Origin of the sequence: Streptomyces sp. NPDC057694 (assembly GCF_042799415.1) — a bacterium.
Taxonomy (GTDB): Bacteria; Actinomycetota; Actinomycetes; order Streptomycetales; family Streptomycetaceae; genus Streptomyces.
In genome coordinates, this window is record NZ_JBHVIX010000001.1 from 62,953 (window position 1) to 87,960 (window position 25,008).

Sequence of the window (25,008 nt, forward strand, 5' to 3'; positions counted from 1 at the left end):
TGACGTCAAAGGCAAGTCGGGGACGACCCCCGGGACGGCCCGGCAGCGACCGGGGCCCGGCGGCATGTGGAGCAGAGGGAGCGACGGGATGCGTATCGGCGAGGTGGCATCGGCCGCGGGAGTGAGCACGCGGGCGCTGCGCTACTACGAGCAGCAGCAGCTCATCGTGTCGAGCCGCAGTGCAGGCGGGCAGCGCCTCTACGCCCCTGACACGGTCGAGCGAGTGCGGTGGATCCAGCTTCTCTACGCTGCCGGGCTGAGCAGCCGGACGATCGTGGAGTTCCTGCCATGCGTGCACACCGGTATCGCCGGCCCGGAGATGATCGCCCGGCTTCGCGCGGAGCGGGACCGCCTCGACGAACACATGCGGGACCTTGCCGCCACGCGAGCCCGTCTGGACTCTGTCCTCAGCGCCGCTGAGTTCGGCGCGGCACGGTCGGCCAGCGAGGGCGGAGGGGGCTGAGGCTCGACCAGCACGCGTCGGCCTCGGCCCGGCGCCCGGGCCGAGGCCGACGAGCTGGTCCTTCATGCCTTCGCGATGGCCGACGACGACATCCGGGTCCACCTCTCAACAACGACGCCTACTGGGTTCAGGTGCCCCGATGAAAACCGCGACCGCCTTCGTGTGGACGAGCGACCACCAGTACTACGTGTGCGGGGACGACTTCGACCCCGCCGGCTTCTCCTATACCGGCTTCAACGGACTCCTCGCCCCCCTCTCCCCCGGCCGCGGCATCACCGAACCCGGCGCCTTCGCCCTGGTCATGACGGGCACCAAACTCGGCCCGGTCCGCGTGACTCTCACCCAGCGCTCCGCCCCTCCCCCGCCGCCAGACCTGGACGCCTGGGACGACATCGTCGAAGCCAGCCTCCTCCTGCCCGGAACCAACCCCGGCATCACCGACGCCCACGACAACGATCCCCTGCCGCCCCTCACCCGCATCGCGGGTGTCCCCAGCCGCATCCGCGTTCACGCACGCGGCCGCGACCTGGGACACGAAAAACTCATCATCGACGGCGACGAACCCCTCGAAGAACACCTCATCGACGTCTGGCCCGCTCCCCTCGCACCCCTGCACGTCTGGAAGACCACCGACGCCTATGGAGCCACCCTGCGCTGACCGAACCCCCGCACGACGCACCGGGCACGGCGAGGCAGGGCGCCACCGCCACCGTTGTCGCCTGTGCCAACGTTGAGCGCGTCACCGGGCGCGGACGGCTGCGCCTGACGGGGCGTCCGCTTCGTGATCCGCGCCCTCTCTGTCGCACGCGGACACCACAAGCTGAGCGCTCCAGGTCCGAGCACCCTGGTCAGCTCGGGCCTGGGACGGCTGGTCGCAGCCCCAGTTCGGCCGCCGTCCTTGATGAGCCGCCGGTCGTCCTGTCCGCCTGGGACCCGATGGGTTCGCTCGCGCGCTGAAGTCCGCGGAAATGACGCCCTGCCGACCCCGCCTCACGCGCGTGGCACGGGAGGCGGGGCTTGTGCGTGGGGTCAGCCCCGGGGCCGCAGACGTACGGGCAGGGCCGTGTGTCCGTTGCTGATCAGCGTCGGCAGCGGACGCAACTCGTCGACCGGGACAGCCAGTTCGACGTCCGGGAAGCGCGCGAACAGGTCGCGCAGGACCGTCGTCACCTCGAGCCGGGCCAGCGGGGCGCCGAGGCAGTAGTGGACGCCGTGCCCGAACGCCAGGTGCTCCTTGCCGGCGCGGGTCGCGTCGAAGCGGTTCGCGCTGTCGCCGTGCCAGCCGGGGTGCCGGTTGGCAGCGGCGTAGGAGGCGAGGATCGCGTCACCGGCGCGAATGGTGCCGCCGTCCGGAAGCGGGATGTCCTCGAGGGCGTAGCGCATCGGAAGGTGCTTGACCGCGGGCTCGTGGCGCAGCGTCTCCTCGACGATGTCGTCCCAGGTGCAGCGGCCGGCGCGGACGTGGTCCAGCTGCGCCGGGTCGGTCAGCAGGGAGCAGACGGCCTGGTCGATGACGTTGACGGTCGTCTCGTACCCGGCGCTGATCATCAGCAGGAGCGTGTCGCGGAGTTCGGCGTCGCTGAGGCTGCAGCCGTCGCCCTCCTCGTCGCGGGTGGCGATGAGCAGCGACGTCATGTCGTCGCCCGGCCGGGCCCGCTTGTCGCGGATCAGTTCGTCGAGCAGTTCGTACACGGCCGCGGTGTTCTTGGCCGCCTCCTCGGCGGAGAGTGACATGAGGAACACGTTGTCCACCAAGGTGCGGAGGTCTGCCCCGTGCCCCGCGGACACGCCCATCAGCCGGCCCACGACGGCGATCGGCAGCGGCGCGGCCAACTCCTCACGCAGATCGACGACATCGCCCGCCGGAACGTCGGCGAGGCGGTCGAGCAGCCCGGTCACGAGCTCTTCGATGTCGGTCTTCATGGCGGCGACCCGGCGGGCCGTGAAGGCGGGGGCTATCAGCCGGCGCAGCCGGCGATGGTCGCTTCCGTAGGCGGTGAACATGTTGTCGACCGCCACCCAGAGCGCCAGCGGCCAGGTGGCGACCGTCTCGGCGAAGGCCGGCCAGTGAGCCCGGGCGTTCTTGGAGACGGCCGGGCTGGTGAGGAGCTGCCTGAGAAGCGTGGGGTCGGAGACCGACCAGGCGGTCACCCCGAGGAGGTCCACGAGTGTGGCCGCGCCGCGGGCGTGCAGGGCACGGTGCTCGGCGTGGTGGTCGGAGCCGCTCGGATCAAGGACGAGAAGTCGCTGTCCGGAAGAGCTCTGGTCGGGTAACTGCTGTTCAGGCACAACGGGTTCCTTACGCGGTCGATGTGGGACAGGCCCGCGGCCAGCATGCCGGACGGACCCGGATCACGTAAGACGACCCTGTGGCCGTCCGGTAAGCGCCCTGTGCGGTGCGGAGCCGCAGGGTCACCCCCGATCGAGGGCACGGATCGCGGAGCCCCGGCGTAGGCGCACCCGACCGACCGCATGCCGTCCACCGTCTTACAACTCCTACTGACCTCTCCGAGGTGTTGTCGGGGAGGTCAGTAGGAGTCCTTAGCGTCGGCCTCGGTCTGTCAGTACCGGCCACTACTGTCTGCCGGATGGAGAACACGATCCCCCGCGGCAGTTGGCTCGACGACGACATCTTCCGTGCGTTTGTGAGAGAAGTCGCCCCGCTGCGTCCGGGCTCATGGAGTCTGTCGGAGTTCGCGCACGCGACGTCCGCGCTGGGCTGGGAACTCCGCGAGCCGAAAGAGGTCGCGGGCCAGGTCTGGCACAGATTCACGGCCCGCAAGGGACCTTCGGCCGGTTACGGCACCCTGATTGCGGACGCCTCGGAACCCGAGCAGGTGCGCAGGCTGGACGTCCGAGTCGTTGACCTGCCCGACGAGGACGTGCGCGGCGCCGTGGACCGCGTACGCGCCGCATGGTGGATCATGGAGGAAGAGCTGGGCCCGCCTGCCATGTGGGGCGGCTCCTCAGGCCCGTGGATGTTGTGGCGGCAACCCGATCCCGCCCTCCCCCGAATCCTCGTACACGCGCATGACGGCGGCGAGATGAGCCTCGCGCTCCTGCCGCCCCACGCGCACGCCGACACCGCCGGCCGGGCCCGTGCGCGAGGTCGCTGGCAGGCCGCCGAGCCGTCCGACCAGCCATCCATACCCTCCTCCCAGGTGGATACGGACCGGTCCGGAACCACCTGGGAGGAGGTGGAGAAAAGCCTCTGCGAAGCGCTGCGGTCTCTCAGCCACGACACCCCGTACTTCCCCGGCAGGTTCATCCTGCACCTGGGAGTGGCTCAGGATCCTCTGCGCTTCGTCCAGTGCTGGAGCCAGGACCTGACACTCGTCATCGAGGCCACCGGACACGTGCACCAGCCGCATGCGGCCGACCCCGCCAGACTCATCCGGAGCGGCTGGGAGGACTCCCGCTCGATGTGGCAACGCCGCTTCCCCAACGCCATGGAGGACCACACGCACGCCGCGACGGCCGCCCGCATGCTCGTCGAGGAGCTGCGGCACCTCGGCGCCGATCCGGCCGAGCTCTCCTACGACGGCACCATGAGCGGTCGCGGACACGGCCTCCACGTCGACCTGCCGGACCTGTGCGTCCCGCGACTGCACCACCCTGCTGACGTCTGAACGCCGTGAGCGAAGCAGCCGTTGCTGGACTCGGTGACAGCGGGGTGCCCCTGTCACTGACCACCTCAAGGACTGCTGCCTGTGCCCCGGCCGCTACCAGCCCGCCAGCTTGGACGTTCCGAAGGACCCGCAGCAGCGCATCGTCCAGCAGACCGCGGCCGCCACCATGGTGGAGTCCGAGCGCCGGACATTCCCCCCCATTACCGTCTTCGTAGTCCCGCAACGGGACGACCGGCCTTCGGAGTTGGCATGACTACCTCCCCTTGTCGAGTGCATGGCCCGGGGGGTGGTGTCACCAGCTCCGAAGGCACTGACAGACCGCTGATTAGGGGCATGACCACCGGCTTCTTCGAAGGTCGGGAGGCTCTTCGTAATGTGGATGTGGCGATCAGTGCCGTGGCAGGGCCGGGTGAACAGCACCGAAGGAACCACCACGTGATCGACATCAGCGACATCGACGTCTTCCTCGGCCTGGACGTCGGCAAGAGCGAACACCACGCCACCGCCGTGACACCGGCCGGGAAGAAAGCCTTCGACCGCAGGCTGCCCAACAGCGAGCCCAAGCTCCGCGAGGTCTTCGCCAAACTGCAGGCCAAGCACGGCACCGTCCTGGTGGTCGTGGACCAGCCGGTCTCCATCGGCGCCCTGCCGCTGGCGGTCGCCCGGACCATGGGCTGCCCGGTCGCCTATCTCCCCGGACTGACCATGCGCCGGATCGCCGACCTCTACCCCGGCGAGGCCAAGACCGACGCCCGCGACGCCTTCGTCATCGCCGATGCCGCCCGGGCGATGCCCCACACCCTGCGCTCGGTCGACCTCGACGACGAGACCATTGCCGAGCTGGAGATGATCGTCGGGTTCGACGACGACCTCGTCGGCGAGGCGAACCGCCTTTCCAACCGGCTGCGCGGGCTGTTCACGCAAGTCCACCCGCACCTGGAGCGGGTGCTCGGCCCGCGCATGCAACATCCGGCCATCCTGACCCTGCTCCAACGCTTCGGCTCCCCGGCCGAGATCCACGCGGCCGGACGGCGACGGGTCACCACCTTGATAGCCCCGAAGGCTCCCAGGATGGCGGCCCGTCTGACGGAGGAGATCTTCACCGCGCTCGATGAGCAGACCGTCGTCGTTCCCGGCACGGATGCGGCCGCATTGATCGTTCCCAGCCTCGCCCGATCCCTCGCCGCAGTGCTGGACCAGCGCCGGCTGCTGGAGAAACGGATCGGGCAACTGCTGGGAGCCCACCCTCTTTCGCAGGTCCTGATGTCGATGCCAGGCGTCGGCGTCAGGACCGCGGCCCGCCTCCTCATCGACGTCGGTGACGGCACCCGTTTCCCCTCCGCCGCCCACCTCGCCGCCTACGCCGGTCTAGCTCCGGCAACCCGCAGCTCGGGCACCTCCATCCGCGGCGAACAGCCCTCCCGCAGAGGAAACAAGCAGCTGAAGCGGGCCTTCTTCCTCTCCGCGTTCGCCGCCCTCGGCGACCCGGCATCGCGGGCCTACTACGACAAGAAAATCAGCCAGGGCAAGCACCACACCCAGGCCCTGCTCTGCCTCGCCAGACGCCGAGCCGACGTCCTCTTCGCGATGCTCCGCGACGGCACCTTCTACCAACCCCGGGTGACACCCGCGGTCACCTGACCAGCGGCTCCGCGAGGAGGACTACCTGATCAGCCTCGACATCGAACCCAAGCACCGGATGGCCGGAGTCGCCCTCCGGATCCATCAGCACCGGTTTGCCCAAGCGCCGCCCGATCTCACGGAGGAAGCCACAGAACACATCCAGTCGCCCCTGCCCCTGCAACTCCCGCAGATTGACGTCGAAGTCGATCTCGTCATCGGCATGGAAACGGAAGATCGCCAGCACATCAACAGTCGGCCAAACCCGCAGGTCCGCGCACTCCGCATCCGCAGAGCGGGCCAGAACAGCCTCCGCCCGAGGCACCGGAAGCACCGTCGCGCCTTCGGAGTACTGGCACTCCCAGCCCCGCTCAACGACAAGATCGAGAACGGACTGCCAGTCCTCCACCGAAGCATCCGGGACACGCACATCCGGCAACGACCCCATCAGATCCGGATCGAAGAAACAGCTCACGTCGTCCCACAACAGATCAGCCACACCGCCATGCTGCCCGGCTCCCCGACCCAACGCAGCCCCATTTCCCTTGACCAAAGAGATAGGGGCACCCCCCCACACGCGGAGGGCCTACCCCCTGGAGCCGCGTAGGCCCCCTCCCTGTACGTCAAGTTGGGGGGCAGCCGCCCAAGCCTATGACGCAAGCATGGCGTGCATGGGACGGGTCGTCGCGGTGACGGCCGTGCCCCGGGGCACGGCGTTACTTCCAGGGGATGATCTCGATGTCCTCTGCCCTCACGGTGGCGGTGTCGTTCCGGCGGCCGTTATCGAACAAGGCTGCGGTGAGGGTCTCCCGGGCTTTGCTCTTGGCCTCCTGATCGTCAGCGGTTTCGACGACAAGGTTGAACGTGACGTCCCCGGCGGCGTCGTGTCGCCAGGAGAGACTGCCTCTGGAGCCTCGCGGGTCGTAGGGCGCGAGTGCGTCGTTGAGGTCGCTCAGTTCGGTTTTCGTGGGCTCTTTGGTGAAGTCGACGGGCACGCTGGCGAGGTAGTAGGCCATGTGGAGACCGTACTTGAGTCCGGGATCAGTGGATGTGCGACAGAAGTTGCCGGCCACAGAGGCAGTTGCCTGTGCTCTCGGGCCCCGGGGCCCGAGAGCCTTCAGCCCAGGGGGGGGCACGCCCGGCCCGGTCCATGCACGGTCGACGCCCTCCAGAGGGTGCGCTCGATGGGCAGTTCGCCGTTGGACTGTCAGATCAGCCCGTCCAAGAGGCTGGGCAAGCCGAAGACGAAGCCTAGTTCTGCTCAGGGGATCGTCCCGTCGTAGTCCGTACGACCACCGAGCCGACGAGCAGCGCCAGCTTCTACTTTGGGACGTACTCGGCAACGTACGACCGGCGGATCGCCTTACCTCGCCGTATGGGCAGGTCGACGGAGCGCTACGTGACCGCGACGCGATGTTCGCTGTGGAGGCGCAACCTCCACTGCCATCACGCGCGCACGTAGGGGCAAGCGCTGAGGGTCGGTAAAGACCCCTGGCCAGAGAAACACCCCGTCCACTCTCGACGGGGATGCGCGAGCGGGCGGGCGGGGCGGCTTGGTGAGGCCGGCCCCACTGCCCCGGTTTGCTTCCGCATGGGGGCAACCGGCCTCACGAGGACCGTAGCAATCGGTAGGTATGGCCGATGTGAACATAACCCTCGCCAGCACTCGCCGTGGCCAGAAGGCCTCCACCGCACTGGAGCATCCGCGGGACACCGTGCTCGCACTGAACAACTCCACCGCACACCGCGGGCAGCGCTCGGCGCGGAAGCTGTCCGTGGCCATGTACCGCTCCCCTAGCCCCGGTCTCGTCGGCATACTCCTGCTGCCGGTTCTGGGCGTTGCACCAACGGCCGCGTCCGGTTGCGAGGCCCGTGCAGAAGGTTCCACCAGTAGCGTTCCGCAATCCACGGAACGTGTGGCGAAGTTGGGAGGGGAGTTCGCGTGACTGGCGGGTCATTGACGCATCTGGGGGCGCAGTGGCTGACTCACTGTCATCCGCGCCCGGCGCTGGTCCACGAGCAGTGGGCGCAGGAAGTGATGCCTGCGCTGATCCCTCTGGGGATCCGTTTCGATGTGTGCGTGTGCCCCAGTCCCTGGGGCTGACGCTGCTGTGGTAACTGGGCAACGAGGCCGACAAGACAGCCGTGCTGGAGGAACACACCCTGCCAAGCGCCGCCCTGAACCTGCTGGTGCAGCCCGGCCGCATTCACGACTGGCCCGACACCCCGGAGCAGACGGCGCTGTCCCGTGGTGCCGAGTGGCCTTTCCCCTCCCCCGCGGCCGACGCGATCTCGGGCGTTCAGCAGCACTGCCTGCTCTGGCGCGTCCAGCCGGACGGCAGCGGACGCCTCGCCGACCCCGACACCCTCCACAACGCCCTGCCGTGCACGCGGCCCCGAACAACAAGCGGCCCGCATACACGCCGCCCATGCCGCCTTCTGGCGAACCCGCCCTACCCGGCACACCTGATGGCTGTCCCGCCCGTCTGCGGGGCGAAGGCAGACAACGACGCCTACTGGGTGGAGGTGCCCCGCCGACCACGCAACCGCCCCCTTGCCCGTCCGAGGTCGCACCGGTGCACCACGGTCCCCTCGGCGGCAGGCCGGCGGACCACACGGACCCGGGCAGCAGTTGGCTGCGCTCCGCAGCGACGGGGGAACTTGTGATCAACGGCAATCAGGGGTGCGGAACTCAGAAGGGACCTATGTAGTAAGGCTTCCTTTCTTCAACTTCACGCATCATCAGCGGCCCGGCCACCACTTTGAACCTGAGCCAGGGATTCACATAGCCGAGCAGGTAGTCAGTGACCCTGAGGCTCACCATCTCAACCACCGGCAGCCTTCCGCTCCCCAGCAGTTCTTCAAGGACGACTGAACACCTTTCGGCGAGATCCATATCCAGCTCTTCGCCGCCAAACAGGCGTTCAAGCGCCTCCCACACGAAGACACCCGACGCAATCCGATACATCCCGACCCGGACAGGCTCCCCCCTCGCCCGCATCCGGATCGAGGCCTTCGATCACCTCCTGCTCAAGCCCAATGATCAGACCGAAACTCGGGAAGACTCCTCCACATCACCCCTCGAACGAAAGCCTCATCATTCTCATTTTTATGCGACAAACCCACGGACAGCCTCCGGACTTTAACGAAATGGGTACATCAACCTGCCATCGATCGCCCCCTGGAGGCTGCCACTCACCCGCAAAGAGCGATGGCGAAAAGAAGCAACGACAATCCAGGTCCGAGATATTCAGGCAGTCCGGTGGTAATCACTCGCGACTTGGTTGCCCCGGGGTCGAAAGACGCCTGCTCCAGGGCCAGTTGCAGTTTGCCCACAAAAGCATCCCTGGACCTCTTTCCGAGAATTCCGGCGTCGAAAGCGACCACAGGAAGGATCCCATGGTCAATGACTTTGAGCAGAATGGACCTAACGCCGAGTATTTCCTTTATCTGGCCGTAGGGAACGATATGGCGAGTGAAAATGTTGTTCACGCAGACGCCGGAATCCATGAGTTGCACGTAAGGATTCAGATGCAACCGCCAGACGACGTACAGCATGAAAGGGAGTGGAGCCAGAAACAATGGAAAATTATGCCACGAGAATTGACTTTGCGAGCTCTGCAAAAGAACTTCAAATCCCAGCAAACCCAAACAAATGCTTGCCGCGACCAGCACTTTGCCGCGTTTCCTTACTCGCCCCATGGGAACCCTTCATCGGTTACTCCGGCCTTGCGCACCCTGCACCAGCACTGTCTCGGGCAACGCCAGAATCAGCCTCAACCACCGCAGCGAGAGCTGAAGTCACTCCACCCACAACTCTTGACCATTGCTCGTCAAGCAGCTGCGGGAGCTGTTGCCCGGACCAGCTCATACTGCCGGTTCCGGGGGCTGCGGAGCACGAAATCAACGGACGGGGTGCCCGTGGGAGCCGTCGGTGAGCCAAGAACCATCGCCCATGGGCAGCAGCTCGTACGGAGTGCGCACTTCGACGGTGAGTTCACCGCTGGGTGTGCCGGTGCGTACGTCGACCAAGTGGTAGCGGAACCACACCTCCTCGCCCTGGCGCTCACCGCCCAACGTGCCGATGGCCGCAGCGGGGAGCAAGTCCGACAGCAAGAAGGGGACCGGTACATGGTTCGGCACGGTCTCCTCTCTCGCCCCCGGCAAGTACACCGTGTCCGATCTCAAGGACACCAAGCAGCAGTTCTTCACCGCGACCGACACTGACATCCAGGGAGCCGGAAAGATCTGCGGCGACGCAGCCGGCCAGGCCGCCACACCCTGCAGCGAGCACGTGCTCGAAGCCGCCGCCAAGAACAGCATCGGCGTCGTCGTCAAGATCGAGGTGGTCCCGGCCCTCGTCGTCCGGAGCGCGCTCCGGACCGCGGGAACTCCCTTTGATTCTCCGGCACCTGAAGATCCATCACGGCGGCTGTGCCAGGCGATCTCCGGCTACAAGGCAGCCCAGGGCGTGTTTTAGAAGTTGCTGGTGGGCTGGGTGGCCCGTCCGGGAAACTTGCGAGCGGCCATCCAGACGGTTAAGTCGCGCGCGATCCGGTCGATGCTGTTTTCGATGACGACGCCGTGTTCGCCACGGACCCTGTCGCGGCGGACGACCTCGTAGCCCCCTTCGTCCACAATCGCGACCGAGGTGAACCAGACCGGGTCGCCTTCGTCGGGCTGGACGACAAGAAAGGTGTTGTCCGTGTCGTTGAGGTCGTCGATCAGCATGAACAGCGCGTCCTCGGACGGGTCCTCGATGTGGTCTCCGCTCTCGCTCACGGCCCGGTAGTACGCAGCCCCCATCGGCCCTGTCTCCCCTCAACCCGCGGACCTGATCGCGGCCAGAATGACACACGGAACCGACACCTTCGCCAGGTCACAGACATGCGTTGATCGCGGCAATGGGAACGGTGGCATCGAAGCGGACCGCGAACTTGTCCAACTAGGGCAGGCGCCGAGTCCTGTCATAGATTCGACCCTATGACGCGCAATCGGAGATCCGAGTTGGTGGCCCGGTGAGCGGATGGTGGGACTACTTGGCGGAACGGACCTGTCGGGAGGTCGATGCCGACGTGCAGCGCGACCGTCGGCTGTCGGCGGTCAGGTCCGTCTGGGAGGCGCTGCGTCCGCTGGAGGTTGGACTGCACGAAGCTGAGGAGCTGGTCCAGGCGCGATACAAGGCTTTGGGTGACTCTGTGGAGCGCACGTCCCCCGATCCGCTTGACCTGTCCTCGCTCGCAGCCCGCGCCGAGACTCTCCCAGGCCATGTGGCGGCGGTGGAGGCGCTATGGGACGGCGATACCGTGCACGACTGGTTCGTGGTCTTGGTCGCGGTTCTGGACGCCCCTCACGGGGAGGGCCATCTCGCAACTGTCCACCACCGATCCGACGGCCCTCCTCCCGGTGTTGCCGCCGCCGAAGCCGGCCATTTGCTGGCCGACCACCTTCACGTGCCTTTCTACTTCGCATCTCCGGACGTCCCTGATGACGACGCCCCACGCTGGAGGACGATCCAACGGTCGACGGAAGGGGCGTGACCGGAGGCATGCACGGACGGGACATCTCCACGTCCAAGCCGACGGCTGGACATACATAGTCGAGGTCCTGCTCTCATGGTGTCGGGGTCGCAGCAAGACGATCGCGGGGCCGCTGGTGCGTCGACGACCACCAAACGATCGGTGACAGCCGCCACAGGCCGGCCACTGCTCGCCACGCAGCGCACCCTCGACAGGGAGTGGGCCGGCGAGTCCGAGGTCCAGGACGTGCCGCTGGACTACGTCACGGCGACAGCAGGCACTGCTGGTGACCGAGGGCATCAACAAGTCGCGCAGATCCCAGCACGCAGCATCCTTGTTGCCGACGGATCCGATCGCCTCAAAGGAGCGAACCTGGTCACCGCGGCTCACGGACATCGTTCCAACTACGCCCACGGCCGCGACGACAAGGCACTTCCTACGGTCGAAGAGCTCGAACAGATCAGAGAGACCTCGTCGGTCGCTTCACCTCGGCGAGATTTGCCGCCGACCGCCGGGTTGTTGGACATCTCCGCCCTAGCCCGGCCTACAGCCCAAACAGGTGAGCCCGCCAGCCGGTACGGACGTCGGCCGCCACGAGGTCTCCCTGCGCCGTCTGTTCGAAGGCCAGCATCAGCACGCTGGGTGAAAGTCCGGCCCCTGGCGCGAGCACCCCGGGCCGATACCCGTGAGACCCGCGCCGAGCAGGTCAGAAACCGTCGATGACGGCGTTGGCGTGGAACGCCTCGGGAGGCTCCGTGAAGAAGGGCGCCATCGCGCCGGCGAACTTGACGAACCCCTCGGTCTTCGTGAACACCTCGGTGTGGTGCTCCATCGACTCCCACTGAACGCACAGCAAGATGGCACCCTCCTTGTCAATGGCTCGGAACAATTTCACGTCCAGACAGCCACTGTCCTCCTTGAGGAGCGGCAGATGCGACCGGACGACGGCTTCGAATTCGTCCTGCATTCCTTCGGCTACGGTTATCCGCACAACTTCCCAGACCGCCATGTAATTACCTCCTGAGGTGAGTTACGTCGTGGTGCAGATTTCTAGTGGTTACTGAGCACAGTCTGCAGGAGCAGGGCGAGCGACTGCGGAACATCCAGCCTGGCGGCCCTCGGCGGTCCTGTTCGTCGCTATCGCCAAGACCAACGAGTCTCGGACTGCCGACAGCCGCTGTTCGAGACCATCCTGGATGGCCTGCCGCGATCGGTAGGTAGTTGTAGCCGGTGTCATGCAGAAACACCAAGGTCGCGCAGCCCTCCCCGTCACGGCAGAAGCAACGAGCTGACTGCTACCGCGGGTTGGGCTCCAAGTGGGCCTTGGACTGGCACTGTCCAGCGGCTTTCGAGATCGCCCCTCTCCTCGAAACGGTAGCCGCGCCCATGTCGCTGCACGTGCCCCTCTGGGCGATGCCCCCTCCCGGAAGAAGCCCAGGCCACCACCCGAACGCCACGAGGCAGACACCCAGACGCCGGGCACGTAGCACCTGACCCTCCTACGTCTCGTGCCGTGAAATCGTCGGATCGGTGCGCCCATGTCCGCAGCCTGGGACGTTCCAGCGCACCCTCGTTCTTCGGCTTGACCCGTGCCGTCCCAGGGCGGTCGGCGCTTCACCCGGCGGACGCCGCGCGGGTAGCGCGTAGTGGTACGCAACCCGGACATTCGCGCGACGCGATCATGACAGAGCCCGCTCTATTGTCGAAGCAGTCAACCAGTTGCCCCCCACACGGAAATGAGTTTCGCGATGCGTATTCGCCGCGCCTCCCACATGGCCGCCGGCCTCGTCCTGGCCGCCGCCGCTTCCGCAACTGTCCTGGCGGGCCCGGCCATGGCCGCAGGGCACAACGCCAGTGCTGTCAGCCGGCCGTGCACCGCGGCGGACACCAAGGTGACCGTCAGCAAAGTCGCCTCTCCGGTCAACCACCTGCTGGTGACCGCGACCAACACCAGCGGCAAAACGTGCCTTGCCTACTATGCGCCGGCGCTGCAGTTCAACGACGCCCAGGCACCCACCCCCGTCCTCGAGGACAGCCAGCCCCAAGCGGTGGCCACCCTGGCCCCCGGCCAGTCCGCCTACGCCGGTGTCAAGACCTCCGACGCGTCCGGCGAGGGCGGCCACGGCTTCACCGCCACCACCGTCGGCGTCAGCTTCTACGACCGCAACAACGTCGGCATCGGCTACCCGACCCGTCTCAACCTGCCGGGCAAGGGTGTCTACATCGACGACACCTCCTTCGTCACCTACTGGATGACCAGCCCCGACTACGCACTCACCTGGTAACTCCCCATTTGCCAAGGCCCGGCCGTCCCCGCTAACACGCAGACAGCCGGGCCCTCCCACGTCCCGGGCCGAACACTCCCCCACCACCGACGGGGACTTCGCAGTCCGACCGGACGCGCAAACCAGCTGAGCCGGCGCGGCCCCCGCCGCTGCCGTGCCGCTCATCCCGCCCAATCACTTCGAGCTGGGCTCGGTTGGCTTGTCGGTGGCTGAGCTCAGCGGTGGATCCACAAGGTCAGGCAGTTCGGCAACTGGCCGGATATGGGCATCCAGGCCTAGCGTGCCTTCGAGCCCGAAGATCGTTCCCCGGCCCCTGGAAAACGATACGGGTCGCCGCGGTCCGGACCGCTCGCAAGACGCGCGTGCCCCCTTCGCTGCCCTGTCTCTGAGAGGCCGTCAGGGCAGGAGCAGGACCCGACCGAGGTTCGTCCGGTCTTCGAGCAGGCGGTGGGCCTGGGCCGCGTCGCTGAGCGGGAGCCGGGCGTGGACCGCCGTACTCAGCCGGCCGGCGACCGTATTTTCCGTGATCTCCGTGCTGTCCTGTCTGGCCCGCTGGAGGTTGGCCGCCCGCCAAACAAGCCGGCCACGTGATCAAACTTCCCGCGGCCTCTGATCCCAAATCCTCCCCGCGCCACGTGGACGGGGCAGACGAAGTACCTGGAGTACCCAGGGACGCCCCCGGCTCTCACCAGTACAGGATTCGCCTGTGCGGCCGCCCGGTCAGCGGCGGCGGGACCTGGCCCGCTCAGCCTGACGGCGCAGGGCTGCGACGCTGGCCGGCCTGGGCAAGGAGTTCCAATGGCTCGGCGAAGGGCGCCTCATCCGCGCCAGGCGGGAGGCCAAACGGCAAGGTAGGTGCGCCTTGGAGCCACTCATGTGGCTGCCCATCACGCGACGTCGGCACGGTGCCCGGTTGTACTCGGCCGGTGCCGCGCCAGGCGGAAGCCCAGACCGACCGCTGCAAGGTCCCGTTCCGAGGCGCCCGTTGCGCGGATTGCCGACCACGGGCGCCCTCCCCCGGTCAGGGGGTCGGCGTGACGCCGTACTCGTCGAGGGTGTCGTCGAGGTCCTGCTCGATGGCGTCGAGGCTCTCTTGGATGTCGTCCGCGGACGGCGGCGACGCGGTGACGTCGTCCGGGTCGATGTCGGGTGCCACGGACTTCATGGCGTCGTCGACGGCGTCGCCCATCAGTTCCTTGGCGTAGCGCTGTGCGGTGGCGTCGTCGATACCCACGCAGGCTTCGGGCCGCTCGTCCGCTGCGGCCTCGTCGCCGCCCTTCTTCATGGCCTCGTCGAACTGCTTCTTCATGGCGGCCTTGCAGGCTGCAGGGTCTGCCTTCGTCTCGCTGGACGAGCAGGCGACGGCGCCGGTGGCGAGCAGTGCGGCGATGACGGCAGCGGTGATACGCGTACGCATGATTCCCCCTGGTATGTGCTGTGGTGACGATGCATCATCCGCGACGGGGTAATCCTGTGGGGTGGTTGTGACACTGCTGTGACGTGAGGGGGGTGGCGTGGGCGGGTGCCTGTACGGCCTCGGGGAGCATCGGTGCGGCGTTCGACGTCGAGGATGATCATGGTTGGCTACGTCTCCGCGCTTAGGTGGACGCACAGTTGAGGGTGGCCGATGATGCGCCGGCCCCACCCGCGCGATGCGGGCCGCCCAGCCCTGCCCCTGCGCCGGTTAAATTCTTGGTCCGATTCACACCCGGTTCCCACACAGGACACCCCTCAACTGCCCTTACCGGCAGGCCCCTTGCCCGGGGCGCCCCTCTGCCCCTCGCGAGTAGAGGGTCAAGTGTTCACCCGACGTGCAAGCCCGGCGACAACAAGCACGTACGCTTCTCCCCCACCGGCAGGTGAGTTACTTCCTGTGCAGGTGGGGCAGCGAATGGACATGACAGGGCGCACCCGTGCGGCCGGTCGCGAGGAGTCCTTCGTACGCCCGGTCTGCAGCCTGCACGGCCGCGTGCACTCGACGAAAGGTCACCGCCATGTCAGACACCCAGCCCGAATCTGCCGGAGTGCAGGACCGGTACGCCGCCCGTGTCGACGCGGACCTGGAGACCAACCGCAAGGAACAAGAACGCGTCAGCGCCGACGTAGCAGCACTGCAGCAGCAGCTGCATGCACTGGAGAACGACCACGCGGTGCTGCTGAACATGCAGCAGGCGCTGAGTTCCCCCACCACCCCGGCAGCCGCCACGAAGGCAACGCCTCACAAGAAGGCTCCGGCCCGCAAGGAGGTTGTGCCGGCCCCGCGGGCGGGCACAAAGACTTCCGGTGCAGCCCGGGCGAAGAAGGCCACGGCGGCCAAGGACAAGACCGCCCAGGGGGCGTCCAAGGCCGCGGCGAAGAAGCCGGCCGCACCGGCCACGGGCCCGACCCTCGTCGAACTGGTCGAAGGCCACCTCGGCCGGCAGAGCGAACCGCGCTCCGCTGCTGAGATCACCACCGCGCTCGCCCAGGCCCACCCCGAGCGCACCATCAAGACCACCGTCGTACGCACCACGGTGGAGGGCTTGGTCGCCAAGCACCGGGCCCAGCGCACCAAGCAGGGTTCCTCCGTCTTCTACACCGCGACCGCTCCCACAGGACAGGCAGCCGCCGCACCGCAGCCCGAACCCTCCGCCGGCTGAACTGCGCCGGGGCGAAGCGGCCCCGGGCCAAGGCTGTGCACGGATTGAGGGCTGGTCAAGCTTGCGCCCTCAGTAGCAAAGGTCGCATGCTTCGTAGCTTTGCAGCCCGACCGTCAGCAGCGGCGGCAGGAGTGTGTGCAGGTACCAGCTCAGGTCGGTGAAGTCGGCCGAGTCGGGCAGGCACCGCCGGTTGATGGTCGGGAGGAAGCTGCAGCTCATACGGCCGGGGAAGAACAGGAGCTGGCCGCCTGTGCGCGCTTGCCGGTGGTAGGTACGGACGGCCACATCGTGGTGTGCGAGTCCGAGTGCGTCCGGGGCGGCCAGAACATCCCGCGTGCGGTTGCGGGAAGTCGCTCCCAGGGCCGTGTCCTCAAGCGACCTCAGCGGCTTCCGGCGGGTGAGGTGCACCCACGGTCCGGCGGCCGGCATGGAGGCGGACACCATTTGTGGACAGCTCAACCGCGCACAACGGGAGTTCGAAGGTTCGCCGGACACTCCCAGAGGCCTCGCAGAAACAATCCCGGTGACGGGGGATGCCGGTGCCGGTAGGGTCGGGATCTTCGGGTGGTGAAGCCGCCCGGAGTCCCTTGAGGTTGTGCCCACGACCATGAGCAGCGACTTTACTTCTGCACGAGTCCGGCTTGACCGTGCACTGGACTCTCTGGCCTCCATCTTCTGCGGTGCGACGGCACGCGAGGACGAGTCGCAATGCGACTGTCACTGGGGCAGCGAGGAAGAGCTTTCCCTACTGAAGGTTCCGGACACCGAGCTGGGCCTGGACCTCCTGTATCGCACCTGGAGCGCGCCAGACTGGAAGGACCATGGCGCGGTGCTGCGCCGCATTCTTCCCGAGTTCTCCAGGGCCTTGAGCGCGGGACTCGTGGAGCCGCCGTTCGGTTGGCACGAGGTCGGATACTCCTTCGCCCGTGGTCGCTGGCAGCAGTGGCCCGCGTCCCAGAGCGCAGCAGTGTCAGAGTTCTTGCATGCCTGGTGGGCGCTCACGCTGCGCGACCCATCTCCCGCTGTCCCCGCGCACGAGGTCCTCACCCTGTGCGCCGAGGCATCGGCAACACTCACCCCGTGGCTCGGCATCTGGGAGACGAAAGACCACCGCGTTGCCAACCATCACCTGGCCGCAGCGGCAGCCTGCTGGGAATACGACCTGCTCGGCGACCAACTTCCCTGGAACACGCGGGAGTGGGACAACGCAGACGCCCTGCGCACCGAACTCACGTCCTGGCTCGCCCGTTACGCCCCCGCACGGCTGCGCGCCCAGAATGCATCCGACGAACTGCTGCACCGGATAAGACTGATGGGACTCACCGGGCCCGCCCGCTGGTCGGACCCGCACTACCCCGACCGGCGCTACTGACACGGCCGACAGCGTGTCTCATCAGACGCTGATCCTGAAGATTCCCCAGAGGTGCTCTTGCTCCTCAGTGCTCCACGAACCCTGCCGCTCGATCGAGACTTGGTGACCGACCGCCTAGGTCGGCGTCCCATCTGGCGGCGGGCGGGGATCGCGCAACAGCTGGCCACTCAGCCCGTGGGTTTCTGGGAAGTCCCCTTCGGGGCAGCTGGATTGGTAGTCCCTGCGCCGGTGGAGGTCGAGTGGCCGAGGAACGGTGCGCGTGTCCGACTGACCTGTCCGCGGTCGAGTAGGTTTCCACGGGGCCCGGCACGCGGCTTCAGTGTGGCAGCGCTACGGCTTCGGCGTGCCGGAACGGGCTACGAAGGTCCAGCTGTTCGGCGCGATCCGGCGGGGCTCCGGCTTCCCTCGCATGCGGTGGGGCGGGCTTCGGTCAGCCGGCCGGAGTGCCCTGGTGGAAGTACATGCGCCAGCCCGTCTCTGTCAGGCGCCACAGGGAGCTCCGCCATACCCGGCGACCCTGATGGTCGGAGAAGTACGTCAAGTGAACGATGCCCGGGGCAAGAACGACGCCCGACATCTCGCTGACCTTGACCGGAGACTCGGACGACACCGATCCCGAACTCGTCACCGTGCGGATCGACTCCGCGTCCCACCAGCGACCAGAGGCACCGATCTCGGCGAACTCCGGATCCAGAAGTTCCACGACAAGAGCTGGCGACGCTCGCACCTCGGGGTCGAGCAACCGCAACTCCCCATCGATCGCGGCCTGCACTGCCCGCTCATTCTCGTCCGTCATGCACGGACACTACGACCACCAGGCGCCGGGATGCAGCGAATATCCGGTCGGGAATGATCAGCAACACTGGTGGCCGACGGGTAAGCGACTACACGAAGCTCCCACAACGACGGTTGATCTTGGTCGAGGACTCGGCTTCCAGGCACTTCGCCATTCTGCTGAACCGTCCAACTCACGAACGGCCTCGTCAGGTTGGAAGGGGCTCCCTGTACCCAGACGGCTGCCGTTCAGGGAGCCGCGGCGGTGACGTCCACGGCGGTGATGGCCGCGTCGGGATGCCGCACGCCTGTCATTACCTGGTCCTGCCCAGTGTCGCCGAGGAGGTAGCGGCGGAAGAAGGCACCGAGATAGGTGGCGGCGACATGGCGCTGCTGCGGCTCGGTCAGTTGCCCGGTCGGCGCCGAACCCTCACGGTCAGTGCACTGCCCGGGGTGTCCTTCCACCGGCATGGCGTCGTCAGAGGCCGCGACCTGACGGCTCTGAGGAGACCACTGCGTGTTGAAGTAGTTGTGGTTCGCCCCGTGGATCGCGAATTGATAGAAGCCGCTCCGGTTTCCCTTGGCCGCGTCGGCCGCGAACCAGAGTGCCTCACCGCCAACCTGTCCGTCGCATGTTCCCCGGAAGGTGGCAAAGGGGGTCTTGGTGATCGTGTAGTTGGACATGTCCTCCGTCATCACGTTGTAGGCGGGCGCCACGGCGGCCACCGCCTTGACCTCGACGCCCTTGGGCCACTGCCCTCGATGGCTGTCGGCCGCCTGCCAGGTGACCCCGGCGCCTGCCCTGGAATGCCCCATGATCCCCACGTTGCCCAGGTCCACGTGGTGGGCGAAGCCGACGCGTCGTGCCGCTCCGGTCGCCGGGTCCGCGAACTTCCCGGCGAGCTCGCCATTGCCCTTGGAGCTGAGCTTCTGCCACATGCGCAGATGCCGGTTGATGAGATCCGCCCGCGCGGCAGCGTTGTCGTCCCCCCACACGGAGGATGCGTTGATGCCGTTGGCGCCGACCGAGACCACGACAAACCCCTGCGCTGCCAACCTGCGGCCCAGGTAGTCGTATCCGCGCTCGCTGGGCAGGACGGGTGTTCCCGACGCGCACGGCCAGGCGGACAGCTTGGCATTGGCAGCTTCATACGCGGCGTCGTCACCATCGTGCTCGGCGGCGGTGCGCGCCGCGTCTGCTCTCCGGTCGGCGCAGGTGTCGTGCAGGCCGTGCAGCATCACAATCAATGGATGCCGCCCCGTGCTCAGGTCGGCGGGGTAGTGCACCACCCCGCTCAGCTCGACGGGTTGACCGGTCTGTGGCAGGTGCCAGGCCTCATCGCCCAGGTCGTAGCGGACCGTCCTGGTGGATCCGGACGAAGGTATCGCGTTCTGTTCCGTCGGCTGGCTCAGTGCCGCGGCACCGGTTGCGGCCGTATACGTCAAGGCTGCCGCTGCGGCGGACAGCAACGCCGCCGACTGGCCCAGCAGTCGAGCCGATTTCCTCGTGCGCTTGTGTCGCTTCGTCATGTCTCTCTCGGTGAGTACAGGGCCGGCCCGGAGCGTCCGCACCCGCTCGTGGCCGTTGCCGGAGTGAAGGTGAAGGCCGTCCTCAGCGGGCGGCGGCGTAGGAATCCATCACGAACCGAATGACCCGGTCCTGCAACGCGGCCCCTGAAGCACCTCCCCGCCTGATCATGTCCGTTCCGTGGAAGCCGCTCTTGTCGATGACCAGCTCTTTCTTGCGGGCAGCGGAGGCCGCATAGACTTCGCGGACCTGCCTCTCCACCGCGCCCTCCATGTCGCCGGGCGACACCACGAGAAACGTCGGAACGCGCAGCTTCCGCACCGCCGCCACGCCGTCCGCCCCGAGGCAACGGGCGGGCGAGGACATCATCAGCAGGCCCACCACCCGCAAGGGCGTGTCAACCCCGGCGACTGCTGCCGTCGTTCCCCCGCACGACGCCCCCGCCAGGAACACTCTCTTCGCGCCGACACGCCTCAGTTCCGCCAGTCCGGCCCGGGCATCCCGGTCGATGTGCTCGTTGACGGCCGTTTTCTGGGATGCACCGTGATTGCGGTACTCGGGGATCACCACGTGATAGCCGCGCTTCGCCAGCTGCCGCCCAATGTTGACGAACGAGCAGATGCTGTAGCCCTGCTCGTGATCCAGGAGAACACCGTCGGGCCCCTCCCCCAGGACCAGCGCCGACAGATGCACCCCGTCGCTGGTCGTCAGCGTGGTGGCATTGCTCCTCAGGTCCTTGGCCACGCATGTGTTGACGAGATACCCCCGTGTCGTGCGCACCGTGCGGTCCGGAGAGCCCGGCTCGTACGAGACCGGCTCATGATCCGGCGGTGCGGCGGGAGCACTGCTCCGTGCCCCGGAGGGCACCGGCGGGGTCGACGTCGCGGCTCCCGTTTTCGGGTCGTGCCCGGACCCGCCGGCCGGCCTGGCACAGCCCGACACCAGCCCCAGGCACACCAGGCCCATGCACACCAGCGCGGCGGCGGCAGCAGCTCTGACTCTCAGCACAGTCTTCCTCAGGTCTCACATCCGGCGGTGACGTGTCCTGCGCATGCAGGACATGCACGTGCGCGCCGGATCGGAACATCCCTTACGCCTCCACAGACGTGCGGACCTGCCCGAGGTTGCCGACCACGACGATCAAATTTGCGGAAGCGGGAGACAGCCAGGCCACGCCACAACCCCGCCCGCACCGCAGGATGAAGGGCGATGAACTTCCGGGCTGGCAGGTGTCGCGAAGTTCGAGGCGTCGTTCCCGTCGGACGGCGAGGCACTTGAGCTGGTGCAGGAGGGCGGAGGACTGCTCGACGACGTAGAGGAGTTGGTGAAGCTCCGCCTGCCGTTCGCCAAGTTCAGGCGTGTGGCGTGCTTGCTACCGGCCGGCCGCGAGGAAGTCCCCCAGGATCTCGACAAACCGCGCCGGCTGCTCCTCGGCCGGGTAATGGCCGCAGTCGTCGAGGACGACCCCCGTGACGTCGTCGGCCGCCAGCCGCATCGTCTCGGCGGCATTGGCGCCGCTCCACAGCGCGCCGCCGAGGGCGAGCACCGGCAGCGTCAGCCGGGTCTTACTGCGCTGCTCGTTCTGCGCGATCGTCTCGTCCAGCGCCTGGTAGTACGCGAAGCTCGCCCGCAGCGCGCGAGGATCCGCGGTGATCGCGTCGACGTAGACGTCCACGGCGTATGCGGGGATCGCGGTCCGTGTGGCGGCCTTGGTGGCGAACTGCCAGCCGAAGAAGAGCTTCTCCCGTCCCCGGACCAGTTCCTCGTTGAGGTCGGTGAGCCGGTTGAAGCCGAACTGCCAGAGCTTCAGGTTGGCCGAGGCCGGGCCGAAGAACGGCGGGGACGGCGTGAGACCGGGGATCACTGCTTCGAGGATGGCGAGCCGGCCCACCCGCTCGGGGTGATCGGCGGCGAGGGCGTATGCGGTCCATGTACCGATGTCATGGCCGACCACGTCGAACCGGTCGTGCCCGAGCGCCGCCATCAACGCGACCAGATCGGCGGCCAGCGTCCCGGCGTCGTACCCGTCGTCGGGCTTGTCGGAGAGCCCGGCACCGCGCGAGTCGACGGCGACGACGGTGTGCTGGCGGGCGAGCGCGGGCATCACCTCCCGCCAGGCGTACCAGGTCTGGGGCCAGCCGCCGATCAGCAGCAGCGCCGGGCCCTCGCCACCGGTGACCGCGTGCAGCCGCAGCCCGTTCACCTCTACGAGTCGGCTGGTGAAGACGTCAAGGAATCCGTCAGGCAGCCGCAGCGAACTCAAGCTAGTCATGCTGGCGACCATACTCATCTTTGAACGATCGGTACAAGATGTGTAGGGTGACCGACCATGGCAGGCCGCAAGCAATTCGACGTGGACGAGGCACTACGACGCGCGATGCACGTCTTCTGGCGCTGGGGTTATTCGGAGGCCTCGATCGATCGCCTGACCGAGGGCACGGGCCTGGGCCGGGGCTCGCTCTACAGCACCTTCGGCGACAAGAGCGCCCTTTTCCAGAAGAGCCTCCAGCGGTACACGCAGACGTACCACCCGCTGTACGAGCAGGCGCTGTCCGGCCCTCACCCGAACCCGAGCGCCGTCGTGGACGCCTTCCTGCAGGTCGCCCTGAACCGTATCGCCGACCCGACGGTCCCGGATGGCTGCCTGCTCACGGTGTCGGCTACGCAGTTCCCGGCGCTCGACGCGGAGGGACGGGCGATGGTCCGCGCCATGATCGACGGTTTGCGGGCGATGCTGGAGCAGGCGTTGCTGGCGGCGGGGGCCGGCGAGCAGAAGGCGGCAGAGCTGGCGCTGTGCACGCTGGCGACGAACAAATCTCTGGCAGTGCTGAACCGCGCCGGCTTCTCGGGCGAAGACCTGGCAACCGTCGCGGCAGCCGCCGCATCAGCCGCCGCTAAGACCTCGTAATGCGATCGTGCTCCGGCCTTCTTGAGTGGTCCCCTCCCCAGCAGATGAGGCCGCAGCCCAACGGGACGAAGGCGACGCGGAGTTTGAGGCGGCGTTCACATCTGACGGCGGGACGTTTGAACTGGTGGAGGAAGGCGGAGGCCTCCTCGACGACGTAGCACCCGCACTCAGCCTGCATATCAGCACCACTCAGCAGTGGCGTGATCACGCCGCCAACAAACTGCACCGCCCATCTCGAAGCCCGGTTGGCAGACCCGGCAGGCTGGCATCATGAGCATCCATGGATGATCAAGAAGCTATTGCAGCTCACGCTCTCCGTGTGGTCACCGAGCTCCACCCCCAAGCCCTGGGCGCCATACTCGGAGGCTCCGCCGCGCAGGGGCGCGCCACCGCGACCAGCGATCTGGATGTGGCCGTGCTCCTTCCCGACTCTGACGTCAGCCGGCGGGAGGTGATCCGTCATCAGGGCCGCGTCGTCGAATTGTTCCTCAACACCCACGCGGATATACCGGAGTTCTTCGCCTGGGACCGAGCCCGACGCCGCGGGACCCTTCTGTTCATCTACGACCAGGGTCGACCTCTGACAGACCCGTACGGGCACGTGGCCCATGCGCGCCGACTGGCCCGGAACGTCCTCGCATCAGGGCCCCCTGCCCTCAGCACAGCCGAGTGGGAACACGGCCGCTACGCTCTCACCTGTTTCCTGGACGACCTGACCGACACCCCACCGGACAGCCGGTACGAACAGCTTTCCCTCGCCGACCAGCTACTTCGTCAAGCAGTAGACCTGCTCACCGCCCACCACGGTGCCTGGACGGGCATCGGCAAATGGCTTCCTCGCCGACTGCTCAGCGCAGACCCGGAGTTGGGCAAAGCCCTGTTGGATGGGCACCAGGCCGTAGCCGAACACGCCGACGCACGACTGTTGGCCACGGCGGTGGAACAGGTGCTCGACCTGCTCGGAGGCCGACTGCTCGAGGGCTACTCCCAGCCCTGGCGGACGAGACCATAGCTCGGCCCCGGGCCCGGCCCCGGGCAAGGGGGCACCCCAACAAGCCAGTGAAGATGGCCCCCCGATAGACCCGCTAGCAGCATGTTCGCCTGGCCAGCCACCCGGTCGGCCGGCCAGGCGGCACGCTCCGAATGTCAGGCCGCGACGAGCTCCCGCTCGCGGTCCGGCGTCTCGACCTTGGGCTTCTTGTTCGGCAGCGAGAGCCGGAAGACCTTGTGCCACGCGGAGAACACCTGCTTGGGCAGCGGCCCGGTGACGTACTCCAGCTCGTACTTCTCGAACAGCGCGCGCACCTTCACCGCGACCTCGGCGTACCGGTTGCTCGGCAGGTCCGGGAACAGGTGGTGCTCGATCTGGTGGGAGAGGTTGCCGGTCATGAAGTGCATGGCCTTGCTGCCGCTGATGTTCGCCGAGCCCATCATCTGGCGCAGGTACCACTGGCCGCGCGTCTCGCCCTTGATCGACCGGCGCTCGAAGACCTGCACGCCCTCGGGGAAGTGCCCGCACATGATCACCGAGTGGGACCAGATGTTGCGGACCAGGTTCGCGGTGAAAGTGGCGGCGAGTGTGGGGAGGAACGACGGGCCCGACAACAGTGGGTGGATCACGTAGTCCTTGAGCACCTGCTTGCGGATCTTGCGGCCCACGGCCTTGGCCCGCGCGCGGAACTCCGGGTTCTTGCGGCGGCGCTTGTGCAGGTTCTTGCCGAGCTCCAGGTCGTACGCCGCGATGCCGTACTCGAAGAAGCACGCGTTGATGAAGTTCCACAGCGGCTGGCCGAGGTGGAACGGGTGCCACTTCTGGTCCTCGTCGACGCGCATGATGCCGTAGCCGAGGTCGTTGTCCTTGCCGATCACGTTGGTGTACGTGTGGTGCAGCTCGTTGTGCGAGTGCTTCCACTGCTCGGACGGCGAGACGTGGTCCCACTCCCAGGTGGAGGAGTGGATCTTCGGGTCTCGCATCCAGTCCCACTGGCCGTGCAGGATGTTGTGGCCGATCTCCATGTTGTCCATGATCTTCGCCACGGACAGACCGGCGGTGCCCAGCAGCCACGCGGGCGGGAAGATCGAGAACAGCAGCACGCCCCTGCTGACCAGCTCGAGCTTGCGCTGCGCCGAGATGACCTTACGGATGTAGGCGGCGTCCTTCTCGCCGCGGCCGGCGATCACCTCGTCGCGGATCGCGTCCAGCTCGCGGCCGAGCTCCTCGATCTGCTCCGCGGTCAGGTGGGCGGTGGGGTCGATGGCGGTCAAGGTGTT

The 25,008-nt window shown here is 67.2% G+C and carries 26 protein-coding genes and 1 pseudogene; 11 read left to right on the plus strand and 16 right to left on the minus strand.

The annotated features are described in order from the left end of the window. Positions 1-88: 88 nt before the first annotated feature. Both ACFVDP_RS00315 and ACFVDP_RS00320 read left to right on the plus strand, forming a co-directional pair. Positions 89-463, plus strand: a complete 375-nt coding sequence (locus tag ACFVDP_RS00315) for a MerR family transcriptional regulator (protein WP_383480797.1) — start codon at positions 89-91, stop codon at positions 461-463. A gap of 139 nt (positions 464-602) precedes the next feature. Continuing rightward, complete coding sequence (locus tag ACFVDP_RS00320) at positions 603-1,121, plus strand: hypothetical protein (RefSeq protein WP_383480800.1); 519 nt, start codon at positions 603-605, stop codon at positions 1,119-1,121. A 371-nt stretch (positions 1,122-1,492) separates the two neighbouring features. Here ACFVDP_RS00320 and ACFVDP_RS00325 read toward each other — a convergent pair whose 3' ends face one another. Further along, on the minus strand, positions 1,493-2,752 hold the full coding sequence (locus tag ACFVDP_RS00325; protein ID WP_383480803.1) for a cytochrome P450: 1,260 nt from the start codon (positions 2,750-2,752) through the stop codon (positions 1,493-1,495). Positions 2,753-3,051: 299 nt separating this feature from the next. Here ACFVDP_RS00325 and ACFVDP_RS00330 point away from each other — a divergent pair, with 299 nt between their 5' ends. Together ACFVDP_RS00330 and ACFVDP_RS00335 are read left to right on the plus strand one after the other, a co-directional pair. Continuing rightward, positions 3,052-4,092 carry a hypothetical protein gene (locus ACFVDP_RS00330; RefSeq protein WP_383480806.1) on the plus strand — a complete coding sequence of 347 codons (1,041 nt, stop codon included), beginning with the start codon at positions 3,052-3,054 and terminating at the stop codon, positions 4,090-4,092. Positions 4,093-4,527: 435 nt separating this feature from the next. Next, on the plus strand, positions 4,528-5,733 hold the full coding sequence (locus ACFVDP_RS00335; protein WP_383480809.1) for an IS110 family transposase: 1,206 nt from the start codon (positions 4,528-4,530) through the stop codon (positions 5,731-5,733). Here ACFVDP_RS00335 and ACFVDP_RS00340 read toward each other — a convergent pair. The 5 genes from ACFVDP_RS00340 to ACFVDP_RS00360 all read right to left on the minus strand — a co-directional run bounded on the left by ACFVDP_RS00340 (position 5,726) and on the right by ACFVDP_RS00360 (position 9,855). Then, positions 5,726-6,211: a hypothetical protein gene (locus ACFVDP_RS00340; protein WP_383480812.1), complete on the minus strand. Its 486-nt coding sequence runs from the start codon at positions 6,209-6,211 to the stop codon at positions 5,726-5,728. The two genes, ACFVDP_RS00335 and ACFVDP_RS00340, sit on opposite strands and share 8 nt — an antisense overlap. A 217-nt stretch (positions 6,212-6,428) precedes the next feature. Then, positions 6,429-6,728: a hypothetical protein gene (locus ACFVDP_RS00345; RefSeq protein ID WP_383480815.1), complete on the minus strand. Its 300-nt coding sequence runs from the start codon at positions 6,726-6,728 to the stop codon at positions 6,429-6,431. Positions 6,729-8,404: 1,676 nt separating this feature from the next. Next, positions 8,405-8,653 carry a hypothetical protein gene (locus tag ACFVDP_RS00350; RefSeq protein WP_383480818.1) on the minus strand — a complete coding sequence of 83 codons (249 nt, stop codon included), beginning with the start codon at positions 8,651-8,653 and terminating at the stop codon, positions 8,405-8,407. A 254-nt stretch (positions 8,654-8,907) separates the two neighbouring features. Beyond that, positions 8,908-9,387: a hypothetical protein gene (locus tag ACFVDP_RS00355; RefSeq protein ID WP_383480820.1), complete on the minus strand. Its 480-nt coding sequence runs from the start codon at positions 9,385-9,387 to the stop codon at positions 8,908-8,910. A 228-nt stretch (positions 9,388-9,615) separates the two neighbouring features. Then, positions 9,616-9,855: a hypothetical protein gene (locus ACFVDP_RS00360; protein WP_383480823.1), complete on the minus strand. Its 240-nt coding sequence runs from the start codon at positions 9,853-9,855 to the stop codon at positions 9,616-9,618. Positions 9,856-9,886: 31 nt separating this feature from the next. On the opposite strand from ACFVDP_RS00360, the gene ACFVDP_RS00365 reads away from it, so the two are divergent. Further along, positions 9,887-10,192, plus strand: a complete 306-nt coding sequence (locus tag ACFVDP_RS00365) for a hypothetical protein (protein ID WP_383480826.1) — start codon at positions 9,887-9,889, stop codon at positions 10,190-10,192. Here the strand turns inward: ACFVDP_RS00365 and ACFVDP_RS00370 are convergent. Continuing rightward, positions 10,189-10,518, minus strand: coding sequence for a hypothetical protein (locus tag ACFVDP_RS00370; RefSeq protein ID WP_383480829.1), 330 nt, complete (start codon positions 10,516-10,518; stop codon positions 10,189-10,191). The genes ACFVDP_RS00365 and ACFVDP_RS00370 overlap by 4 nt on opposite strands. A 233-nt stretch (positions 10,519-10,751) precedes the next feature. Here ACFVDP_RS00370 and ACFVDP_RS00375 point away from each other — a divergent pair, with 233 nt between their 5' ends. Continuing rightward, on the plus strand, positions 10,752-11,252 hold the full coding sequence (locus tag ACFVDP_RS00375; RefSeq protein ID WP_383480832.1) for a hypothetical protein: 501 nt from the start codon (positions 10,752-10,754) through the stop codon (positions 11,250-11,252). A gap of 685 nt (positions 11,253-11,937) precedes the next feature. On the opposite strand, the gene ACFVDP_RS00380 is transcribed toward ACFVDP_RS00375, so the two are convergent. Continuing rightward, complete coding sequence (locus ACFVDP_RS00380; protein ID WP_383480835.1) at positions 11,938-12,240, minus strand: putative quinol monooxygenase; 303 nt, start codon at positions 12,238-12,240, stop codon at positions 11,938-11,940. A 739-nt stretch (positions 12,241-12,979) separates the two neighbouring features. On the opposite strand from ACFVDP_RS00380, the gene ACFVDP_RS00385 reads away from it, so the two are divergent. Continuing rightward, positions 12,980-13,516, plus strand: coding sequence for a DUF4232 domain-containing protein (locus ACFVDP_RS00385; protein WP_383480838.1), 537 nt, complete (start codon positions 12,980-12,982; stop codon positions 13,514-13,516). Between the two features lie 396 nt (positions 13,517-13,912). On the opposite strand, the pseudogene ACFVDP_RS00390 reads toward ACFVDP_RS00385, so the two are convergent. Both ACFVDP_RS00390 and ACFVDP_RS00395 read right to left on the minus strand, forming a co-directional pair. Beyond that, positions 13,913-14,059: pseudogene (locus ACFVDP_RS00390) on the minus strand (zinc-binding dehydrogenase); the annotation flags it as partial. A gap of 478 nt (positions 14,060-14,537) precedes the next feature. Next, positions 14,538-14,933 carry a hypothetical protein gene (locus tag ACFVDP_RS00395; RefSeq protein ID WP_383480841.1) on the minus strand — a complete coding sequence of 132 codons (396 nt, stop codon included), beginning with the start codon at positions 14,931-14,933 and terminating at the stop codon, positions 14,538-14,540. A gap of 577 nt (positions 14,934-15,510) precedes the next feature. Here ACFVDP_RS00395 and ACFVDP_RS00400 point away from each other — a divergent pair. Further along, positions 15,511-16,155: a hypothetical protein gene (locus ACFVDP_RS00400; protein WP_383480844.1), complete on the plus strand. Its 645-nt coding sequence runs from the start codon at positions 15,511-15,513 to the stop codon at positions 16,153-16,155. A gap of 69 nt (positions 16,156-16,224) precedes the next feature. Here the strand turns inward: ACFVDP_RS00400 and ACFVDP_RS00405 are convergent, their stop codons facing one another. Continuing rightward, positions 16,225-16,584, minus strand: a complete 360-nt coding sequence (locus ACFVDP_RS00405; protein WP_383480847.1) for a hypothetical protein — start codon at positions 16,582-16,584, stop codon at positions 16,225-16,227. 178 nt (positions 16,585-16,762) lie between these two features. On the opposite strand from ACFVDP_RS00405, the gene ACFVDP_RS00410 reads away from it, so the two are divergent. Next, positions 16,763-17,527 (plus strand): hypothetical protein, encoded by a 765-nt coding sequence (locus ACFVDP_RS00410; protein ID WP_383480850.1) that lies wholly within the window; start codon positions 16,763-16,765, stop codon positions 17,525-17,527. Between the two features lie 430 nt (positions 17,528-17,957). On the opposite strand, the gene ACFVDP_RS00415 is transcribed toward ACFVDP_RS00410, so the two are convergent. From ACFVDP_RS00415 to ACFVDP_RS00430, 4 genes are all read right to left on the minus strand, one after another. Next, positions 17,958-18,323, minus strand: a complete 366-nt coding sequence (locus ACFVDP_RS00415) for a DUF4440 domain-containing protein (RefSeq protein ID WP_383480853.1) — start codon at positions 18,321-18,323, stop codon at positions 17,958-17,960. A 227-nt stretch (positions 18,324-18,550) separates the two neighbouring features. Continuing rightward, the gene (locus ACFVDP_RS00420; protein WP_383480855.1) at positions 18,551-19,831 is read right to left on the minus strand and encodes an alpha/beta hydrolase; all 1,281 of its coding nucleotides are present in this window, start codon (positions 19,829-19,831) and stop codon (positions 18,551-18,553) included. Positions 19,832-19,913: 82 nt separating this feature from the next. Then, positions 19,914-20,573, minus strand: coding sequence for an alpha/beta hydrolase (locus ACFVDP_RS00425; RefSeq protein WP_383480858.1), 660 nt, complete (start codon positions 20,571-20,573; stop codon positions 19,914-19,916). Positions 20,574-21,201: 628 nt separating this feature from the next. Further along, positions 21,202-22,101: an alpha/beta fold hydrolase gene (locus tag ACFVDP_RS00430; protein WP_383480861.1), complete on the minus strand. Its 900-nt coding sequence runs from the start codon at positions 22,099-22,101 to the stop codon at positions 21,202-21,204. 57 nt (positions 22,102-22,158) lie between these two features. Between ACFVDP_RS00430 and ACFVDP_RS00435 the strand changes: the two genes are divergently transcribed. Continuing rightward, positions 22,159-22,737: a TetR/AcrR family transcriptional regulator gene (locus tag ACFVDP_RS00435; RefSeq protein ID WP_383480864.1), complete on the plus strand. Its 579-nt coding sequence runs from the start codon at positions 22,159-22,161 to the stop codon at positions 22,735-22,737. A 319-nt stretch (positions 22,738-23,056) separates the two neighbouring features. Then, entirely contained in the window at positions 23,057-23,749 is a 693-nt protein-coding gene (locus ACFVDP_RS00440) for a nucleotidyltransferase domain-containing protein (RefSeq protein ID WP_383480867.1), read from the plus strand. A 134-nt stretch (positions 23,750-23,883) separates the two neighbouring features. On the opposite strand, the gene ACFVDP_RS00445 is transcribed toward ACFVDP_RS00440, so the two are convergent. Further along, positions 23,884-25,002 carry a fatty acid desaturase family protein gene (locus ACFVDP_RS00445; protein WP_383480870.1) on the minus strand — a complete coding sequence of 373 codons (1,119 nt, stop codon included), beginning with the start codon at positions 25,000-25,002 and terminating at the stop codon, positions 23,884-23,886. Positions 25,003-25,008 lie beyond the last annotated feature (6 nt).

What these genes read in the sequence shown, in the direction of transcription:
- ACFVDP_RS00370 (WP_383480829.1), bottom strand. Translation starts at nt 10,518, where the DNA reads ATGGGGGCTGCGTACTACCGGGCCGTGAGCGAGAGCGGAGACCACATC.
- ACFVDP_RS00420 (WP_383480855.1), bottom strand. Translation starts at nt 19,831, where the DNA reads ATGACGAAGCGACACAAGCGCACGAGGAAATCGGCTCGACTGCTGGGC.
- ACFVDP_RS00320 (WP_383480800.1), top strand. Translation starts at nt 603, where the DNA reads ATGAAAACCGCGACCGCCTTCGTGTGGACGAGCGACCACCAGTACTAC.
- ACFVDP_RS00435 (WP_383480864.1), top strand. Translation starts at nt 22,159, where the DNA reads ATGGCAGGCCGCAAGCAATTCGACGTGGACGAGGCACTACGACGCGCG.
- ACFVDP_RS00380 (WP_383480835.1), bottom strand. Translation starts at nt 12,240, where the DNA reads ATGGCGGTCTGGGAAGTTGTGCGGATAACCGTAGCCGAAGGAATGCAG.
- ACFVDP_RS00415 (WP_383480853.1), bottom strand. Translation starts at nt 18,323, where the DNA reads ATGACGGACGAGAATGAGCGGGCAGTGCAGGCCGCGATCGATGGGGAG.
- ACFVDP_RS00405 (WP_383480847.1), bottom strand. Translation starts at nt 16,584, where the DNA reads ATGCCGGCCGCCGGACCGTGGGTGCACCTCACCCGCCGGAAGCCGCTG.
- ACFVDP_RS00400 (WP_383480844.1), top strand. Translation starts at nt 15,511, where the DNA reads ATGTCAGACACCCAGCCCGAATCTGCCGGAGTGCAGGACCGGTACGCC.
- ACFVDP_RS00430 (WP_383480861.1), bottom strand. Translation starts at nt 22,101, where the DNA reads ATGACTAGCTTGAGTTCGCTGCGGCTGCCTGACGGATTCCTTGACGTC.
- ACFVDP_RS00410 (WP_383480850.1), top strand. Translation starts at nt 16,763, where the DNA reads ATGAGCAGCGACTTTACTTCTGCACGAGTCCGGCTTGACCGTGCACTG.
- ACFVDP_RS00315 (WP_383480797.1), top strand. Translation starts at nt 89, where the DNA reads ATGCGTATCGGCGAGGTGGCATCGGCCGCGGGAGTGAGCACGCGGGCG.
- ACFVDP_RS00330 (WP_383480806.1), top strand. Translation starts at nt 3,052, where the DNA reads ATGGAGAACACGATCCCCCGCGGCAGTTGGCTCGACGACGACATCTTC.
- ACFVDP_RS00385 (WP_383480838.1), top strand. Translation starts at nt 12,980, where the DNA reads ATGCGTATTCGCCGCGCCTCCCACATGGCCGCCGGCCTCGTCCTGGCC.
- ACFVDP_RS00345 (WP_383480815.1), bottom strand. Translation starts at nt 6,728, where the DNA reads ATGGCCTACTACCTCGCCAGCGTGCCCGTCGACTTCACCAAAGAGCCC.
- ACFVDP_RS00395 (WP_383480841.1), bottom strand. Translation starts at nt 14,933, where the DNA reads ATGCGTACGCGTATCACCGCTGCCGTCATCGCCGCACTGCTCGCCACC.